The organism is Mucilaginibacter flavidus (genome assembly GCF_024055575.1).
GTDB lineage: Bacteria > Bacteroidota > Bacteroidia > Sphingobacteriales > Sphingobacteriaceae > Mucilaginibacter > Mucilaginibacter flavidus.
The window spans coordinates 486,416-504,663 of sequence record NZ_JAMXOE010000002.1 but is presented as its reverse complement, the minus strand read 5'-3'; the positions used below and the strand labels follow the sequence as shown (position 1 = coordinate 504,663).

Here is an 18,248-nt window from a genome sequence, read left to right as displayed (position 1 = left end):
AAATTTACCACAAATCTTTCTTCCGATGGCAGACAACAATGCAACCCCAATTCCTACACTTTATGAATGGGCCGGTGGTATGCCGGTATTCGAAACCCTTTTTGATAAATTTTACGATAAGGTTTTAGCCGACGATATACTCGAACCAGTTTTCAAGCACATGTCGCCACAGCACCGGCTGCATGTGGCCCATTTTGTGGCCGAAGTATTAGGCGGGCCCAAAGTTTACAGCGAAAGCGAAGGCGACCATTTCCGCATGATACAAAAGCACCTGCAAAAATACCTTACCGAGACTCACCGCAAACGCTGGATGGAACTGTTGCTGCAAACAGCCGACGAACTATCTCTGCCTTCCGACCCGGAATTTCGCTCGGCATTCCTCGCGTACCTGGAATGGGGCACCCGCATAGCGGTAATCAACTCAAACACAGCCGAAGTAACGGAAGACCCAAATGTACCTATGCCGCAATGGGGCTGGGGTGTACCCGGCGGACCGTTTATGGGATGATGTGCTGCTGAAAAAAGACCGTAAATTATCTTTACTGACTTTACTGACTTTCCTGACTTTCGGACTAAATACCTAACTTCGCTTTTATGCAAGCGTTTGATTTTAAGCTTTTCAAGATAACACCCTTCTCCATTTTAGATATTGTATTGCTGGCTATTATAATATACCAGCTGTACAACCTGATTAGGGGAACAATCGCTGCCAATATTTTTATAGGGCTTGCGTTGATATACGTGCTGTATTTTATAGTGCCCGAAAGCAAAATGCCCCTGCTTGCCGGTATACTGAAAAAGGTGGCTGACGTTGGTATTATTGCGGTAATCGTCCTGTTTCAGCAGGAAATTCGGCGTTTTCTACTGCTGGTGGGTAAAAATGCTTCGCTGCAGCGCAACAAAGCCTGGTGGCAGTATTTTTTCGGTAAGGCACAAATTGAAAAGGATAACTATGCCCGTATTAAGCCTATTATCGATGCCTGCAAAAGTTTGAAACAAACGCGCACTGGTGCCTTGATAGTTTTCGCCAAGTATTACGATGAGCAGTTTTACCAGAACAGCTGCGAAATGATTGAGGCCAAAATTTCAAAACGTTTGCTTGAAAGTATTTTTCAAAAAAGCAGTCCGTTGCATGATGGGGCGGTGGTGATTTCTGAAAATAAAATAAAATCGGCCAGCTGTATTTTACCGCTTACCGAGAAAACCGATCTGCCAACACAGTTTGGTTTGCGTCATCGTGCCGGTATTGGGGTAACCGAATCGAACGATGCCACGGCTATCATCGTATCCGAAGAAACCGGCGAAATATCATATGCCAAGCAGGGCCGTGTTAAAATGAACATCAGCTTTGCCGAGCTGGAAAAGTTGCTGAATAAGGATTTTTGATTTTTAACGTTTAGTAGATATGCAAACGCTTCTGTCATTCGATGCTTTAAAACTGCTGCTGAACATAGCTGTACGCTACCTGCTATTCACGGGTTCTTTTTACCTGGTTTTTTATGTATGGAAAAATAAGCGGTACTGGGCTTCAAAAATTCAACAGCGTTACCCCGAAAAACAACACATCTTCCGCGAAATAAAATATTCTTTTTTCACCGTACTGATATTTGGGGTAATAATAATGCTGACGGTAATAGCCGGTATGAAAGGGCTGACGCTGGTATACACGCCATTTGATAAGTACGGCTACTTCTACTATTTTTTCAGTATTTTGCTGATGATACTAATGCATGATACTTATTTCTATTGGACGCATCGCCTGATGCACTGGAAGCCCATTTTTAAATACGTGCATAAAGTACACCACTTATCTATCAACCCAACACCGTTTGCAGCCTATGCTTTTCACCCGATTGAGGCTGTGGTTGAAGTAGGCATCATCCCGTTGATAGCTTTCACCATTCCTCATCATGCCACTACTATAGTTATTTTTGGATTATACTCGCTGCTGCTGAATGTTGCCGGGCATTTGGGTTACGAACTTTTCCCAAAGGGCTTTGCCAGTCACATGCTGTTTAAATGGCACAACACATCTACTCATCATAATATGCACCATCGGTTGGTAAAATGCAATTACGGCCTTTATTTTAACTTTTGGGACAGGGTGATGCACACCAACCATCCAACCTACGAGGCGAGTTATGATGAAATAGTTGAACAACGGGAGCAGGGTAAGCTTATCCGCGAGGCGCAAAAAAAATCAGGCGCACAAGTTGTTACTTCACAGGAGCAGGGGAAAGTTCTGCCGGAAGTCTAAAGGTAGGCAAACTCTTGAAGAATTGCTGATTGACGACACCGTTGTCGGAATTTGCCGATTTAACAGGCATTTTATCATATCCATCTAATCGTGCAACCGGCATTTTTGAGTTCCCCGGTAAAACTACAACTGGCATATTGTTGGAGAAATACAGATTGTTTAACGAAGCCTGGGCGTCTGTTTTATCAACATATAAAGCCAGCACCTGGTCTGCTTTCAGACCTGATGTCAACTGTTTCCAGGAGTTGTTTTGAGCTTTAATTGAATTGTTTATGGATGCCAAAATACTATCGGCAGGATTAACCTTTACCTGCTGTGCCTTTAGCTGGTAGGCACTCCCGAATAATATAAAAGCAATTATTATTTTTTTCATAACGATTTAATTTAGGTGCAACTTAGAGGCGCGATACTTCGCGTCTTAACCACGCATGGAAAACAAATTTAGAGAAACGAAATGTTAAATCACGTTAATTCTCATGCGAAAAATGTTAAAAAAAACAGCCGGCCTCTTTCGAAACCGGCTGCTTTAATAAAGACGCCCCGATGTATCGGGGCGTCTTTACAAAATACTACTTTGCGTCATTCACCGCTTTTACGGCTTCATCAGCAGCTTTTGCTGAGGCGGCATCATTCAGTTTTTCGCGCTGGCCTTTAATAGTGGTTAGTAAGCCGGTAACAAACGGGCCAACACCAAACTGTTTGTATTTAATACCCAGGTCTTTAAGAGCACTAATACCTTGCTGCGCATATTCAGGCTTATCAACGCGGCCTGTCATTGCTGCAAAGCTGCGGGTTAAACCGAATTTATTTTGCGGGCCTGCATCCATATATTTTTTGTAGATATATGGCCATTGCTCGCTGGTGCCGTTCAGAGCATAAGTATTCACAATAGCCTGGCTAAGTGCGCCTTTGTTGTCGGCCTCAAAACCTTTGGCTATAGTTAATGATTGTGCCGGGTCAATCAAAGCAATTGCATTTAAGGCAGCAGCCTGCACAGCGTACGACTGGCTCGTTAACGCCTGCTGAAACAGCGCCATATTGCCCGAGGCCTTTAATGCGCCAAGTTTGGCGATGGCTGCCGCGCGGACTAATGTGTTTTCGTCACTTTGTGCTAACGAAACCAATACTGGCAAGGCTGCATTATGTATGTCATCATTGCTCATGTTTAACGCCCTGATGGCACGAATGCGCAAACCATAATATTTATCCTTTAAAGCAGCAATCATTACTTTTTGCCCGGCTTTATCGCTTTGGTGGTTGCCTGCAAAAGTTATGGCTTCCAGGCGGTCCATAAACAGTGGCGCGTTAAAATACTGGAATGCAAATTCGTCAAGCGTTTTGTCGTCGGTTTTTTTGGTAAGTAAAGTTTTATCAGCATCAAAATTCACCAAATCGGGCTTGGTTGCCGATTGAAAATTCAGCGTATCAGCCTTATCGTTCATCCAAACTTTGTACCTATTCTTCTTGCCACCTGCATAAATATCAATATTCATCGGCAGTTTAAATGTTTGGCCTTCCTGGGCTTGCGCTAAGTAAACAGTTTCTGTTTTGGTAGCATCGTCATATTTGTAGCTTATCTTGAGCTCGGGGTGACCTGCGCCGTAATACCATTGGTTAAAAAACCAGGTAAGGTCGCGCCCGCTTACTTGCTCAAGGGCCAAACGTAGCTGGTGTGGCTCACCTTCCTTATAAGCATTGGTTTTCAGGTATAACCCTAAACCCTTGTAAAAGGCCTCTTGACCCAAATAGTTGCGCAACATATTTAAAATGCGACCACCTTTTTGGTAGGTTACCACATCAAAAACGTCCTCTTTATCAACATAGTGAAAGCGAACCAGGTTTTTGCCTTTAGCATCAGGCGAGCCCAGGTAGTTTTGCATCGCATCGTTACTGTGCGAATCGGCTTCATCCTGGCCATATTTGTGCTCGGCCCAAAGCATTTCGCTAAAATCGGCAAATGATTCATTTACAGTAAGGTTGCTCCAGCTTTCGGCAGTAACCAAATCGCCAAACCACTGATGGAATAACTCGTGTGCGATGGTGCTGCGGCCGGCATCATAATTGGCATCAATCAGTTCGCGCGGGGTTTCCTGCACGTACTCGCCATGTAAGGTCGCCGAAGTATTTTCCATCGCACCGCTCACGTAGTCACGTACCACAATCTGCGAGTACTTGGCCCATGGATAATCAACACCAAGGGTTTTTGAGTAAAACTCAATCAGCTCGGGCGTCATGCCGAAAATCTGCTTGGCATAAGGGGCGTATTTTGGCTCCAGGTAATAGCTAACTTCTTTATCGCGCCATTTGTCTTTATAAATTTTAAAATCGCCAACGGCCATCATAAACAAGTATGGCGAGTGCGGTAAATCCTGTTTCCAGGTATCGGTACGTGTGCCATCACCATTAACTTTTTGTGATACCAGTTTACCGTTTGATAGTGTTACATATTTGTTCAGCACGGTCATGTTGATTTCGTCAGTAGTTTTTTGTTCCGACAAATCAATGGTAGGGAACCAGCACGATGAACCGGTAGTTTCGCCTTGTGTCCAAATCTGGATCGGCTTATCTTTTTCGGTACCATCGGGATTAATAAAGTATAGCCCTTTTGCATCGTTTATGGCTGCGCTGCTCTTAATATGCAATTGATTTGGCTTTGCAGTATAATCAATGTAGATGGTATAGCTTTCAGTACTATGATAAACTTTGTCCAGTTGGATAGCCACGGTAAGACTATCGTCATACCTGAACTTCAGCGGCACATTTTTACCATTTTTTACAATGGCTATGGTTTTAAGGTCCATACCTTTAGCGTCGAGCCTTAAGGTATCAGTTGGGTAAAAATGCGGCTTTAAAGTAACCCATTCTTTGCCATACAGGAAGCGTTTTTTATAATCGAAACGCACGTCAAGTTTGGTGTGCACCAAATCGTTAATTTTTGGCGGTGTTTCGCGGTAAATTTTCATTGCCGGGTCTTCCGGTTTGGTAGCCTGTGCATTTACCCCCGTTGCAGCAAGCCCAACAAACAGGCCTGTAAGGATAAATGGTGATAGTTTTTTAAAATTCATGGTTATTTATTTGTAGAGGTTTTTGTTCTTTTTATAAGATACACAATGCATTGCGTACCTACTTTGTTTCACTTAATTGTTTAATAGCATCGTCGATTACTTTAACCGATTCGCCGTCGTTCATTTTAGCGCGCTGGGCCTTTACACCATTCAATGCGGCAATAACAGGCTGGGCCAATCCAAACCCTTTAAACTTCAATCCGAACTCTTTCATTGCGATTATGCCCTGCTGTGCATACGCCGGATTTTTTACACGGCCAACCATTACGGCAAAGGGGCCGTTTATCATGCCAAATTGGCCTTGCGATGTAGCCTTTTGGAACGAAGTGTATACGTAAGGCCACTGTTCGTCGCTGCCGTTATTGGCATAAACAGCTAGTATTGCCAGGCTAAGGGCGCCTTTGTTATCATTTTCGTAATTTTTAGCAAGCGGTAATGCCTGCGCGGGGTCTAGTTCTGCTAAAGCACTTAAGGCCGCGCCTTGCACAGCGTACGATTGGCTGCCTAAAGCATTTTTAAACAGCTGCAAATTGGCAGGCGTTTTTAATTTATCCAAAGCGGTAATTGCGGCAGCTTTAACCAAAGTATTTTCGCTTGTTTGGGCCAGCAGGGTCAATGCCGGCAATGCACCGTTTCGGATATCCTTGTTGCTTAAATCGAGGGCTTTGATGGCCTTAACCTGCAAGCCGTAATATTTATCTTTTAGGGCCGCTGTCAATATTTTCTGAGCCCTTTCATCGGTTTTGTTTGCCGCTGCAAAAGTTATAGCTTCCAAACGGTCGACATATAAAGGGGCGTTAAAATATTGGAATGCGTATTCATCCGGAGTTTTGCTATCAGTTTTGGCGCTCAACAATACTTTATCGCCATCAACATTTACCAAATCTGGTTTTGATGTCACATGGAAGATGAGTGTATCAGTTTTGTCGCTCATCCAAACATTGTGGCGTTCTTTTTTGCCGCCGGCGTAAATATCAATAGCCATTGGTAGTCTGAAAGTTTGCCCGGTTTGTGTTTGCTGTAAATAAACGGTTTGAGTTTTAGTGGCCTCGTCCCATTTGTAGCTTATATTCAATATGGGATGACCGGCGCCATAATACCATTGGTTAAAAAACCAGGTCAGGTCCCGTCCGCTGGCTTGCTCTTCGGCCAGGCGAAGCTGCTGGGCTTCGCCATTGCTATAAGCGTTTGTTTTCAGGTAGATGTTCAATCCCTTAAAAAAAGCTGCATCACCTAAGTAATTCCGCAGCATATTTAAAATCCTGCCGCCTTTTTGGTAAGTTACGGCATCAGCAACGTCAAATACTTGCACATAATGAAAACGCACCAGGTTTTTGGTATCTGAGCCGGGCGAATTCAGGTAGCGTTGTAAGTCGGCGTAGCCATGTGCATCACCTTCATCTTTACCGTATTTATGTTCGGCCCAAATGGTTTCGCTAAAGTCGGCAAACGATTCGTTCACTGTAATATTGCTCCAGCTTTCAGTAGTTACAAAATCGCCGAACCATTGGTGGAACAGTTCGTGGGCTATAGTGCTGCGGGCATAATTATAATAGGCATCCAGCAGCTCGCGGTGTGTTTGCTGTATGTTTTCTGAATGGGTTGTAGCCGTTGTATTCTCCATTGCGCCGCCGGTGAAATCGCGCACTACTACTTGTGAGTACTTGTTCCACGGGAAGTCGACGCCAAGTGTTTTCGAATAAAATTCTACTATTTCGGGCGTCATCCCGAATATCTCTTTAGCGTAAGGGGCATACTTAGGTTCCAGGTAATAGCTAATTTCTTTATCGCGCCATTTATCTTTATAAATTTTAAAATCGCCCACTACCATGGTAAACAAATAGGGTGCGTTTGGCAGCTCCATTTTCCAGGTGTCGGTACGCGAGCCGTCACCGTTAACTTTTTGTGTAGCCAGCCGGCCATTTGATAAGGTTACGTACTTTGCCGGCACGGTCATGCTTACTTCCGAAGTTGTTTTCTGTTCGGGCTTATCGATGGTAGGGAACCAGCAGGATGAGCTTTCCGCCTCGCCTTGTGTCCATATTTGCGTTGGCTTATCTTTTTCAGTGCCGTCCGGATTAATAAAATACAGGCCCGTACCTTCGTCGGCAACTTTGGGGTTTAATTGCTCGGGCTTGGCAGTGTAGTCAATGTAAATAGTATAGCTTTCCGTATTGTGATAAACTTTATCCAATTGTATGGCCACCGATAGGCTATCCTCATACCTGAATTTCAACGGGATGTTTTTTCCGTTTTTTACCAGGGCGATGGTTTTCAAATCCATACCTTTTGCATCAAGCCTGAGTGTATCTGTAGGATAAAAATGAGGTTTTAAGGTTACCCATTCTTTGCCGTACAGGTAGCGTTTTTTGTAGTCGAAACGCACGTCGAGCCTGGTATGCACCAGGTCGTTAATTTTCGGCGGCGTTTCCCGGTATATTTTCATCAGCGGATTTTCGAGCGGGGCCGATGTTTGGGCGTTTACCGAATTAGCAGCCAAACCGGCGAGCAGGCCACACACTAAAATGGATAAGGATTCAAGTTTCATCACGACGTTGGTTATTGCAGGTATATTTTCCCGTCCTTCATTATAAAGGCCATATGTTGCATTGTTTTAATGTCTTGAAGTGGGTCGCCGTCCACGGCTACAATGTCGGCAAGTTTACCTTTTTCAACGCTGCCCAGTTTATCGCTTACGCCCAGCAAATCGGCGGCGCTGGTGGTTGCAGCTTTTATGGCCTCCATTGGCGGCATTCCGGCCTCAACCATGTACTCAAATTCCTTGGCGTTTTTTCCATGGGCGTACACACCGGCATCGGTGCCGAACGCTATTTTTACACCCGCCTTGTAGGCCTTTCCAAATGTTTGCTGTATCACTGTGCCAACTTCCATCGCCTTACGCGCAATAACGGGCGGAAAATAGCCGCTTATTTTTGCAGAATCAGCAACCGATTTCCCGGCAATGATGGTAGGCACCAAATAAGTGCCGTATTTTTTTGCCAGCTCCATATCTTCCTCGTTCATGAAGGTGCCATGCTCAATTGAGGTAACCCCGCCAAGTATGGCCCTTTTGATCCCTTCGGCACCATGGGCATGGCAGGCCACGCGCAGTCCGTAATCTTTGGCAGTTTCAACCACAGCTTTTATTTCATCTACCGAAAACTCGGCGCCCGAGCTGTTTTCGCTCAAATCAAGTACGCCGCCGGTTGAGGCTATCTTGATAACATCCGATCCACGCTTAAACTGGAAACGCACCGCTTTTATCAATTCGTCGCGGCCGTCGGCGACACCGTCTTCAGGTCCCATTTTGTGGTTAAAGGCATCATCCCTGAATCCTACCGAATTATCCATGTGGCCGCCTGTGCCGGATATGGCCCTGCCTGCAGTAAATATTCGCGGACCGTCAACTTCGCCTTTTTGCACAGCCTTACGCAAGCTGATGTTTACGCCGCTGCCGCCCAAATCGCGCACCGTAGTAAAACCCGCCATCAGTGTGCGTTTAGCGTATACCGCTGCTTTGTAAGCTATATAGGCATCGGTTAATGTAAAGCCTTCTATCAATGAATTCTTACTACCCTGGCTTTCCAGGTGAACATGGCAATCAATAAGGCCGGGCATTACTGTTTTGTTTTTCAGGTCGATAACCTTGTCGCTGGCATTGCCACTAACATAGCCTTTTTGGACACCGGTTATCATATTGCCATCAACAACTATGGTTACTTCGGTTTGCGCCTTGCCGGCAATGCCGTCAATCAGTTTGCCACACTGGATATACGTGCGTTGCGCAAACGTAGCAGGGGCAATAAATAGCAGGAGAATAAAGTAAAAGTTCTTTATCATACGCGTTTAGGATAAATACGGGTCAGTTAATTTAAAGCTAAATTATAAAGTTTTTAACAATAAAGCTATGATAGCCTTGCATTCAAATATGTTACAACTCCCAAACCTTTTATTTTTCGTGTGATATTGGCTCAACAGGTCAAAACCGCACGCAAACTGTTCGGATGCGAACATCTGTAGAAGTAAACATCTGTTTTAAATTGCTTATAATTAGTTAATTAAATAAGTGGCATGTGTTTTATATTAATAGGTTCGGCTATGAACTATCCCGCACGTGCGAGATTAACGATAAACTATTATGATACGAAACTATTTTAAAATTGCATGGAGAAACATTACCAGGCATAAAGCCTATTCGTTTATTAATTTATCGCATTAATTATTTCGTGGGTAACCGTTAGTTATGAATCTATAAAAGTAGCCATCGTTAACCCGATAAAGAGTTTGCGGAGTGAGTGATTAGAGACCAGAGATTAGTTGAAAAAAAGAGACTCCGGCTATGATCTATGAACCATTAACTATGAACTAATAACATGATACGAAACTATTTAAAAGTGGCCTGGCGTAACCTGGTGAGGAACAAGGCCCATACCTTTATAAACATGGCAGGCCTTTCGGTTGGGCTTGTTTGCAGTTTGCTTATTTTGCTTTGGGTGCAAAACGAGTTGGACGTTGATACGTTTCATAAAAACAATAAACGGTTGTTCAGCATCTACGAGCGCTTTTATTCGGAGCATAAAGCTATTGCAAGCTATGGTACGTCAGGCATATTGGATACGCTTTTGAAAACAAATATTCCCGAAATTGAATACGCTTCGGCAATTGGTTTTAACGGGCAGCACATATTTAAGGTAGGCGATAAAATATTAAAACAGGCGGGCAACTCGGCCAACGAAGATTTTTTTAAAATGTTCAGTTATAAACTGTTGCAGGGCAACCCTAAAACCGCCCTCACTGCGCCCCTTGGAATAGCAATCTCCAGGAAAATGGCCGAAGATTTTTTCGGCAGCGCGCAAAACGCAATGGGGAAAACCATCCGGTATGATGATAAAAAAGACTTAAGCGTTACTGCGGTATTTGAAAACATCCCGGCAAACTCATCACGAAAGTTTGAATACCTAACCAATTGGGAATGGTTTCTGCAGGAAAATGAATGGGCCAGGCAAATTACTACCATTGGCCCCGGTGTGTTTATCCAGCTAAGAGAAAACGCGAACCCTGCACTGGTAGAAAAAAAGATTCTGCATTTAATGGACAAGTATAATGGCGACCAGCAAAAAGGGGCGCATTCAAACGAACTGGGTATGCAGCCATACAGCGAATTCTACCTGCACGGTAATTTTGTTGACGGGCAGTTGGAAGGCGGCCGCATAGGCTATGTTAACCTGTTCAGCATTGTCGCAGTTTTTATCTTACTGATAGCCTGTATCAATTTCATGAACCTGACCACCGCCCGTTCGGTAAAACGTGCACGCGAAATTGGCGTGCGTAAGGTAGTCGGCGCGGTGCGGGGCGTATTGATAAAACAATTTATAGGGGAGTCGGTACTGTTAACTTCGATTGCCGTATTATTTGCGCTGTTTTTACTGGCATTGCTGCTGCCGTATTTTAATATTGTTACCCAAAAAAAAATTGACCTGCCGTTTAGCCAACCGCTGTTTTGGGTGAAACTGGTGTCAATTATTTTAATAACCGGTATAGTTTCTGGCAGTTACCCTGCGATATTTCTGTCGTCATTTAACCCGGTTAAAGTGTTAAAGGGCACTATGAAAATTGAATCGGGCAGTACCATATTCCGTAAAGGGTTGGTGGTGTTCCAGTTTGTATTGTCTGTTATAGTAATTATCGGCACGCTCATCATTTCCCGGCAGGTAAACTATATTCAATGCATCAACCTCGGTTACGACAAGGAAAACCTGGTTTATATGCCATTGGAAGGTACCCTGCCTGCCAAATTTGAAGTTTTTAAGGATGAGGCGTTACGGATGCCCGGTATTCAATCCGTCACCCGTATAACAACCACGCCCACCAATATTGAAACCAGCGACGGCGATACTGACTGGGATGGAAAAGACCCCAATTTAAACCTGCAGTTTACGCAGGCGGCAGTAGGATATAACTTTACCCAAACCATGAAATTGAAGTTGCTTAGCGGCAGGGATTATTCGAAGGTATTCCCCAGTGATACCACAGGGTTTTTGATTAACGAAGCTGCGGCAAAAAAAATAGGCTATGCTGACCCTGTGGGCAGGCGGTTAACATTCCGTCAAAGGCCGGGCAGGATTATCGGCGTTTTAAAGGATTTCCATTACAACTCTTTACATGAAGAAATCAGGCCAATGATTTTACGTTTTGGTGAAAATCAGTCTTTCGGCAGTGCGCTAATCAGGACGCAACCGGGGAAAGCAAAACAGGCAATAGCCAGTTTGCAAAACCTTTACCGGCAGTTAAACCCCAATTTCCAGTTTTCTTATACCTTCTCCGACGAAGAATATAAAAAATTATATAACGATGAGCAGGTGGTGAGCGACCTTTCGAACGCATTTGCCGTACTGGCCATTTTAATATCGTGCCTTGGCTTATTAGGCCTGGCAATGTTTACCGCCGAGCGGCGTATTAAGGAAATAGGTATCCGCAAAGTTTTGGGTGCCAGTGTGGGCTCCTTGTTTGCATTACTCTCAACAGAGTTTTTATCGCTGGTTGTTATTGCCATGTTAATCGCTATCCCGGTTGCTTGGTATGCCACCGATAAATGGCTGCAGACTTTCGCCTATCATACGCCCGTACAATGGTGGATGTTCGCCCTTTCGGGTGGATTGATAATACTGGTGGCCGTGGCAACGGTAAGCTTCCATGCAATAAAAGCTGCACTGATAAATCCTATAAAAAGTTTGCGTTCAGAGTAATCACGGTGTCTATCGGAAGACATTAAATCCTATTCGCAGCCTGTTGCAACACAGGCTGCTTTTTATATTTATTAAATTTTCGGCTGTAACTATATGTGTCAATTCACAGTCTTATCTTTAATCAAATGCTTATCCTCATGAAAAATAGACCCTGCCTTTTTTTTGCCGCTGCTGTTGCATTAATATTTAATCTTATTGGTTGCGCCCGTGCGCAAGATATGCCCGGTAAGCGCGATTCCATTAATTCGGTTGTGTTAAATGAGAAACGTGTCATCCAGGTAATATTACCGGAGAAATATAAAGCAGGCCAGGCAGGTAAATTTGACGTACTTTACGTATTAGACGATGGGAACATAAAGCTGGCAAGCGATATACAGCGTTTTATCGAAAGCGAAGGCGGTATGCCGCCAACAATAATCGTCGGCCTGATAAATACCGACCGCGACAGGGACTTTTTGCCGACCCATTCCAACGGTAACAAAACATCGGGTTCTGCATATAAATTTCTTAAATTTTTTAAGGACGAGTTAATACCGTATATCGACAAAACTTACCCCACTGATGGCGATAATACACTCTTCGGCCATTCATTCGGTGGCGTATTTGTTACTTATGCCTTATTGAATGAGCCGCAGCTTTTTACCAATTACATTGCGGGCGACCCAAGCTATTGGTGGGATAATGGCGTTATGCTTAAGCAGGTTAAGGACAAATTACCTTCGCTGGCTAATAAAGGAAAAGCGCTTTATATAGGTGGACGAGAAGGGCAGGGCATGAAAGAGATGAACATTAACCCCATGGACAGCCTGTTGAAAAAAGACGCGCCCGCTGGTTTTAGATGGGTAGTAAAAGCTTATCCCGGCGAATCGCACGGTACAGTAAGGTTGAAAAACATGTACGACGGTTTAAGGTTTGCGTACAGCGATTATGGCGGGAGGCCCATTGTGTTCCACCCAACCAACGGCATTGTTTTAAAGGACAAACCGATAAAAATTTGGTACTTTGATGATACTACGAAGGTACATTATACGCTTGATGGTTCGCAGCCTTCGATAACATCGCCGCTTGTAAAGCCCGAAATAGATTTGCCGGGCCCAGCAACAGTTACCTTTCGCCGGATTGCCAGCAACCCTAAATTCGACAAAGCCATTACCGGCGAGTTTAGGGCCGGCAACTACCTGGCCACAACACCGCTTAAAAAAAATTACAAACCCGGCGGGTTTAATTATGCCTATTACGAAGGTGAATGGGATAAACTGCCGGATTTTAAAAATTTAACGCCCGTTAAAGAAGGTGTTGCCGACAGTACTTTCGATATAAATAAACTGCCCCGTCAAAATAATTTTGGGGTGGTTGTTGAAGGGGAATTTGAAATTAAGCAGGAGGGTTATTATATTTTTGGAATGTCATCAGACGATGGCTCAAAGGTATATCTCGGCGACAAGCTGATAATTGATCTTGACGGCCTGCATGGTGATGACCTGGCGCGATCATACATCGTTCCGTTAAAAAAAGGCTTTTACCCTTTGCGGATAGAATATTTTCAGAAGGATGGTGGCCGTAAGCTTGAATTGGTATACGTTACTCCCGATAACATCGTGAAAAAAATGCCGATACCTATTCCGTATGCATTGCAGTACGGGCGCAGGTAAGGTACATGGCATAAAATTACGAATGACTTAGTTTAATTGCATTTGTTTACCTTTATATATTAACCACTTAAATCCCGATTCATGAAGAAATTACTCTTACTAACTATCGCGCTGATTGGCGCAACGAGCATTTATGCACAAACAATAACTTATGGCGTAAAGGCAGGGGTTAATTTCTCTACATTTTCAGCTACGGTTAGCAACCTTACCGGAACTTCAGCCAGCTTAACAGGCTTTCACGTTGGCGGAGTGGTTGATTTTAAATTTGATAAATCATTCTCTATACAACCAGGGATATTGTACAGCACAAAAGGCGGCAGTTCGACCACAAACGGTGATGGCAGCGGGACGGTGGGCCTAACAGCTTCGAAAGTGACGTTCAACTACCTCGAAATCCCTGTTAACTTTTTATACCATGCGCCTGTACGCAAAGGCAGCGTATTTATAGGCGGCGGCCCTTATGTGGGTTTCGGCCTGTCGGGCAGTGCACCTTTACTTACTGATGCTAACGGGCAGCCAACCAGTCAAACCCAGTCCGTACATTTCGGCAGCGGCGTTGATGAAATACACAACCCGGATTTTGGCTTTAATTTTATTGGCGGTTACCAGTTTAACAGCAACGTAACCCTAAGCGTTCAGTATGGCCTTGGCATACAGAACCTGTCGAACGATGCCGCCGTTCGTATTCATAACCAGGCGCTTGGGTTTTCGTTGGGGTATTTCTTTAAATAATCAAAGTGATTAAAAAACAAAAACCCGGTTAGCAAACGCCAGCCGGGTTTTATTTTATAGGTATAAAAATCTTTAGCAATATTGTTCAAAGGCACCAATAAGATTATCGGCAATCATTTGTGCAGGACGTCCTTCAATTTGATGACGCTCGATGATGTGTACCAGTTTTCCATCCTTAAACAGCGCCATTGAAGGCGATGACGGAGGGTAAGGCAGCATGTAATTACGCGCCTTATTCACTGCATCGGTTTCCATTCCTGCAAAAACTGTTACCAGCTTATCGGGATGTTTTTCACTTTGTGCTGCCATACGTGCAGCAGGGCGTGCGTTGGCTGCAGCACACCCGCAAACCGAATTTACCATCACAAACACTGTTCCTTCGCTTTCAATAGCTTTGGTAACCGCATCTGCATCTTTTAACTCTTCAAAGCCAACCCTGGTCAGTTCTTCCCGCATTGGGGCTACTAAATATTCCGGATACATTTTTTCTGTTTTCTAAATTTTAAATACAAAAATAAGAAATGATAAGCAGTAAACGTTTAAAAATGCGAATAATAACAATTTGCTGACGGACGGGGAGAAGTCGGAAGTCCGAAGTCGGAAAGTCCGGGAGTTGAGAAATCGCAAAGAACAAGCGTGAAAAATCAGAAAGTTTTGAGTTCTTACACAATAAATGAAACCTTCTGATTTTCAAATATTAACGAAAACATCATTTTGATTTTCTAAAGGCATTAACTATATTGCTACCCCTAATTAAAGTTACGATGAAATTGAAACCGTCTGACGTAAGTACAGTTATTATTGTAAACAAAAACAAAGAAGGCTCGCAAACGCTGCAGGTTAAAACAAAACACATCGAAAGGCTGAGACATTACGTGCTCGGTATTTTAGCAGTAATTACAGTATTAACCCTTTCGGTAATATACCTTACCCACAAAAGCCAGCAGCAGGAAGAAGAAAAACAACGCCTTGTAGCCCAACTTACTAAGCTTAAAGGTGAGGTTCCCCCAGCCGATATCGAACAAAAAAAGGCAACCACTGCCCAGGATTACATTCAATCTATCGAAGTTAAGCTTAAAACAATAAACGACTATCTAAAAAAACGCGGCTTAAAAGGCTTTGCAACTAAAGCTGTTGGCGGCAATGGCAACGCCGAAGCAGCCAAGCTTACCGATTCAGAAACCTACTCGCTGTATGACGAATATTTAAATCGCCTGGTGCATACCGTGGCTTTTACGCCAATGGGTTATCCGCGGGTAAGCTCATTGACATCGTATTTTGGCTATCGCAGCGACCCTTTTAATACATCCAACGCCGAGTTTCATCCCGGCATTGATTTTAAAGGTGAACGCGGGGACGAAGCAAAATGTACCGCAACTGGTAAAGTTGTTTTTGCAGGGCGTTACGGCGGCTACGGCAATTGTGTTAGAATTGCCCACGCCAATAATTTTGAAACTTTATACGGGCATCTTTCGCGCATCACAGTAAAAGTGGGGCAGGAAGTTACCGTAGGCCAAAAAATTGGCGAAATAGGTTCAACCGGGCACTCAACCGGTAACCATTTACATTATGAAGTGCGCAAAGACGGCAAGGCTATTAACCCCATTAAGTTTTTAACGCTTAATAATTAATAACAAAACCAATCATGGCATTATTTTCGAAAAAAGAGAAAGTTGCATTGGATTTGCAATCAATATCCACATTGATTAGTGAGGGATGTATTTTTGATGGCAACCTAAAAGCACCTGCCTATGCACGTATCGACGGGCAAGTCACCGGCGATGTAATGGTTGATGAAGGCTTGATAATTGGCGAAAAAGGAACCATCCAGGGCAACGTCATTACCAAGGAAATGGTTATATACGGCGAAGTGCACGGTAATATCCAAACAAACTCCCTCGAAATAAAAGCCTCGGGCAAAGTTACCGGCGAAATACGTACCCAAACCCTGCAGGTTGAAAATGGCGCTGTTTACAACGGCAGCCTGTCAATGACCCAGAATAACAAACTCGCCCAGGCAAATAAATTGCCTAGAGTTGAGCAGAAGGTTATTGAGGTAGGTTAGTTCATTGGTTCATTAGTTCAGTAGTTGGTGAAAAGTTCGATAGCTTTTCTGTGCGATATCTATGCTGTATAAACCGCCTGCTTCTTAAAACGATACCTATGAACTAATGAACAAGTGAACCAATGAACATTTAAGTTGCCCTATGGCAACTTAAACTTCCTTATTTCATTTTCATAAACTGATGCCTTACCTTTGAAAAAAAACTAAGAAAAGGTATGTCATCAGTAGAGACCGAATTTGTAAAATTCAAAGTAAAAGATATCTCTTTAGCCCAATGGGGCCGCAAAGAAATTGAATTAGCCGAAGCAGAAATGCCGGGCTTAATGGCTTTACGTAAGGAGTACGGCCCGTCGAAAGCATTGAAAGGCGCACGCATTGCCGGCTGCCTGCACATGACTATCCAGACCGCTGTTTTAATTGAAACTTTGATTGAACTGGGAGCAGAAGTTACCTGGTCGTCATGTAATATATTCTCGACCCAGGATCACGCTGCCGCTGCTATTGCTGCCGCCGGTACTTCGGTTTATGCCTGGAAAGGTATGAACGCTGAAGAGTTTGACTGGTGCATTGAGCAAACATTATTCTTTGGTGAAGACCGCAAGCCATTAAATATGATTTTGGATGACGGCGGTGATTTAACCAATATGGTATTAGACAGGTTCCCTGAACTGATTGAAGGCATAAAAGGTTTATCAGAAGAAACCACCACTGGTGTACACCGCTTATATGAGCGCATGAAAGCCGGAACACTTCCAATGCCTGCAATCAACGTTAACGACTCGGTTACCAAGTCGAAATTTGACAATAAATACGGTTGCCGCGAATCGTTGGTTGACGCCATCCGTCGTGCAACTGACGTTATGATGGCCGGTAAAGTGGCCGTTGTTTGCGGTTATGGCGACGTAGGTAAAGGTTCTGCCGATTCACTGCGCAATGCAGGTGTACGTGTCATAGTTACCGAAATTGATCCTATCTGTGCTTTACAGGCAGCAATGGAAGGTTTCGAAGTTAAAAAGCTGGGTACTGCTATTGCCGAGGCTGATATTGTTGTTACTGCAACCGGTAATATGAACATTGTTCGCGAGCAGCATTTCCGCGCGTTGAAGGATAAAGCCATCGTTTGTAACATTGGTCACTTTGATAACGAGATTGACATGGCCTGGTTAAACGGCGCTTATGGCAATACTAAAATTGAAATTAAACCACAGGTTGATAAATACACCATTGATGGTAAAGACCTTATCATATTAGCCGAAGGCCGTTTGGTAAACTTAGGCTGTGCAACAGGTCACCCAAGCTTTGTAATGAGTAACTCGTTCACCAACCAAACCTTAGCCCAACTTGAGCTTTGGAACAATGGCGCTGCATACGAAAACAAAGTTTACACCCTGCCAAAACACCTTGACGAAAAAGTTGCCCGCCTACACCTTGCCAAAATTGGCGTTGAGCTGGAAGTTTTAGACCAGGAACAGGCTGACTATATCGGCGTAACTGTTGAAGGACCGTTTAAACCGGAGTATTACAGGTACTAATTGACTTGATACCTGAAAGGTAAAATATATGAGGGAGCGGCGTAAGTTGCTCCCTTTTTCGTGCGGTTAGGCTGCTGATGTAATCATCACGGGAGGGTAGCAACGCGGTTGTAATAATTGGCAAAAAACGTTCCTGTTCACAGTGAAACATATAGAACAGGGTGGAACAGTGAAACCGCCAATCATTCCGGTAAAAAGT

General features: G+C 43.9%; 14 protein-coding genes. 9 read left to right on the top strand and 5 right to left on the bottom strand.

Features of this window, described 5'->3' with window-relative positions:
* Nucleotides 1–25 precede the first annotated feature (25 nt).
* The 3 genes from NAF19_RS06455 to NAF19_RS06445 all read left to right on the top strand — a co-directional run bounded on the left by NAF19_RS06455 (nt 26) and on the right by NAF19_RS06445 (nt 2,257).
* Nucleotides 26–508 carry a group II truncated hemoglobin gene (locus NAF19_RS06455; protein ID WP_252789001.1) on the top strand — a complete coding sequence of 161 codons (483 nt, stop codon included), beginning with the start codon at nt 26–28 and terminating at the stop codon, nt 506–508.
* Nucleotides 509–594: 86 nt separating this feature from the next.
* Nucleotides 595–1,386 (top strand): diadenylate cyclase CdaA, encoded by a 792-nt coding sequence (gene cdaA, locus NAF19_RS06450; protein WP_252789000.1) that lies wholly within the window; start codon nt 595–597, stop codon nt 1,384–1,386.
* A 19-nt stretch (nt 1,387–1,405) separates the two neighbouring features.
* On the top strand, nt 1,406–2,257 hold the full coding sequence (locus NAF19_RS06445; protein ID WP_252788999.1) for a sterol desaturase family protein: 852 nt from the start codon (nt 1,406–1,408) through the stop codon (nt 2,255–2,257).
* Here NAF19_RS06445 and NAF19_RS06440 read toward each other — a convergent pair.
* From NAF19_RS06440 to NAF19_RS06425, 4 genes are all read right to left on the bottom strand, one after another.
* Nucleotides 2,217–2,630, bottom strand: coding sequence for a hypothetical protein (locus NAF19_RS06440; RefSeq protein WP_252788998.1), 414 nt, complete (start codon nt 2,628–2,630; stop codon nt 2,217–2,219). The two genes, NAF19_RS06445 and NAF19_RS06440, sit on opposite strands and share 41 nt — an antisense overlap.
* A gap of 196 nt (nt 2,631–2,826) precedes the next feature.
* A complete protein-coding gene (locus NAF19_RS06435) occupies nt 2,827–5,322 on the bottom strand; it encodes a M1 family metallopeptidase (RefSeq protein ID WP_252788997.1) in 2,496 nt (831 codons plus the stop codon).
* 58 nt (nt 5,323–5,380) lie between these two features.
* The gene (locus NAF19_RS06430; protein ID WP_252788996.1) at nt 5,381–7,870 is read right to left on the bottom strand and encodes a M1 family aminopeptidase; all 2,490 of its coding nucleotides are present in this window, start codon (nt 7,868–7,870) and stop codon (nt 5,381–5,383) included.
* Nucleotides 7,871–7,881: 11 nt separating this feature from the next.
* Nucleotides 7,882–9,162, bottom strand: coding sequence for a metal-dependent hydrolase family protein (locus tag NAF19_RS06425; RefSeq protein WP_252788995.1), 1,281 nt, complete (start codon nt 9,160–9,162; stop codon nt 7,882–7,884).
* A 533-nt stretch (nt 9,163–9,695) separates the two neighbouring features.
* On the opposite strand from NAF19_RS06425, the gene NAF19_RS06420 reads away from it, so the two are divergent.
* The 3 genes from NAF19_RS06420 to NAF19_RS06410 all read left to right on the top strand — a co-directional run bounded on the left by NAF19_RS06420 (nt 9,696) and on the right by NAF19_RS06410 (nt 14,452).
* The gene (locus tag NAF19_RS06420) at nt 9,696–12,068 is read left to right on the top strand and encodes an ABC transporter permease (protein ID WP_252788994.1); all 2,373 of its coding nucleotides are present in this window, start codon (nt 9,696–9,698) and stop codon (nt 12,066–12,068) included.
* A 137-nt stretch (nt 12,069–12,205) separates the two neighbouring features.
* Nucleotides 12,206–13,720, top strand: a complete 1,515-nt coding sequence (locus NAF19_RS06415) for an alpha/beta hydrolase-fold protein (protein WP_252788993.1) — start codon at nt 12,206–12,208, stop codon at nt 13,718–13,720.
* An 81-nt stretch (nt 13,721–13,801) separates the two neighbouring features.
* Complete coding sequence (locus NAF19_RS06410; protein ID WP_252788992.1) at nt 13,802–14,452, top strand: porin family protein; 651 nt, start codon at nt 13,802–13,804, stop codon at nt 14,450–14,452.
* 72 nt (nt 14,453–14,524) lie between these two features.
* On the opposite strand, the gene NAF19_RS06405 is transcribed toward NAF19_RS06410, so the two are convergent.
* Nucleotides 14,525–14,935 carry a BrxA/BrxB family bacilliredoxin gene (locus NAF19_RS06405; RefSeq protein WP_252788991.1) on the bottom strand — a complete coding sequence of 137 codons (411 nt, stop codon included), beginning with the start codon at nt 14,933–14,935 and terminating at the stop codon, nt 14,525–14,527.
* Nucleotides 14,936–15,216: 281 nt separating this feature from the next.
* On the opposite strand from NAF19_RS06405, the gene NAF19_RS06400 reads away from it, so the two are divergent.
* The 3 genes from NAF19_RS06400 to ahcY all read left to right on the top strand — a co-directional run bounded on the left by NAF19_RS06400 (nt 15,217) and on the right by ahcY (nt 18,049).
* Nucleotides 15,217–16,083, top strand: coding sequence for a M23 family metallopeptidase (locus NAF19_RS06400; protein WP_252788990.1), 867 nt, complete (start codon nt 15,217–15,219; stop codon nt 16,081–16,083).
* A 14-nt stretch (nt 16,084–16,097) separates the two neighbouring features.
* Entirely contained in the window at nt 16,098–16,517 is a 420-nt protein-coding gene (locus tag NAF19_RS06395; protein WP_252788989.1) for a bactofilin family protein, read from the top strand.
* Nucleotides 16,518–16,732: 215 nt separating this feature from the next.
* Complete coding sequence (gene ahcY / locus NAF19_RS06390; RefSeq protein WP_252788988.1) at nt 16,733–18,049, top strand: adenosylhomocysteinase; 1,317 nt, start codon at nt 16,733–16,735, stop codon at nt 18,047–18,049.
* Nucleotides 18,050–18,248: the final 199 nt, after the last annotated feature.

What these genes read in the sequence shown, in the direction of transcription:
- NAF19_RS06400 (WP_252788990.1), top strand. Translation starts at nt 15,217, where the DNA reads ATGAAATTGAAACCGTCTGACGTAAGTACAGTTATTATTGTAAACAAA.
- cdaA (WP_252789000.1), top strand. Translation starts at nt 595, where the DNA reads ATGCAAGCGTTTGATTTTAAGCTTTTCAAGATAACACCCTTCTCCATT.
- NAF19_RS06455 (WP_252789001.1), top strand. Translation starts at nt 26, where the DNA reads ATGGCAGACAACAATGCAACCCCAATTCCTACACTTTATGAATGGGCC.
- NAF19_RS06430 (WP_252788996.1), bottom strand. Translation starts at nt 7,870, where the DNA reads ATGAAACTTGAATCCTTATCCATTTTAGTGTGTGGCCTGCTCGCCGGT.
- NAF19_RS06425 (WP_252788995.1), bottom strand. Translation starts at nt 9,162, where the DNA reads ATGATAAAGAACTTTTACTTTATTCTCCTGCTATTTATTGCCCCTGCT.
- NAF19_RS06405 (WP_252788991.1), bottom strand. Translation starts at nt 14,935, where the DNA reads ATGTATCCGGAATATTTAGTAGCCCCAATGCGGGAAGAACTGACCAGG.
- NAF19_RS06410 (WP_252788992.1), top strand. Translation starts at nt 13,802, where the DNA reads ATGAAGAAATTACTCTTACTAACTATCGCGCTGATTGGCGCAACGAGC.
- ahcY (WP_252788988.1), top strand. Translation starts at nt 16,733, where the DNA reads ATGTCATCAGTAGAGACCGAATTTGTAAAATTCAAAGTAAAAGATATC.
- NAF19_RS06435 (WP_252788997.1), bottom strand. Translation starts at nt 5,322, where the DNA reads ATGAATTTTAAAAAACTATCACCATTTATCCTTACAGGCCTGTTTGTT.
- NAF19_RS06440 (WP_252788998.1), bottom strand. Translation starts at nt 2,630, where the DNA reads ATGAAAAAAATAATAATTGCTTTTATATTATTCGGGAGTGCCTACCAG.
- NAF19_RS06445 (WP_252788999.1), top strand. Translation starts at nt 1,406, where the DNA reads ATGCAAACGCTTCTGTCATTCGATGCTTTAAAACTGCTGCTGAACATA.
- NAF19_RS06395 (WP_252788989.1), top strand. Translation starts at nt 16,098, where the DNA reads ATGGCATTATTTTCGAAAAAAGAGAAAGTTGCATTGGATTTGCAATCA.
- NAF19_RS06420 (WP_252788994.1), top strand. Translation starts at nt 9,696, where the DNA reads ATGATACGAAACTATTTAAAAGTGGCCTGGCGTAACCTGGTGAGGAAC.
- NAF19_RS06415 (WP_252788993.1), top strand. Translation starts at nt 12,206, where the DNA reads ATGAAAAATAGACCCTGCCTTTTTTTTGCCGCTGCTGTTGCATTAATA.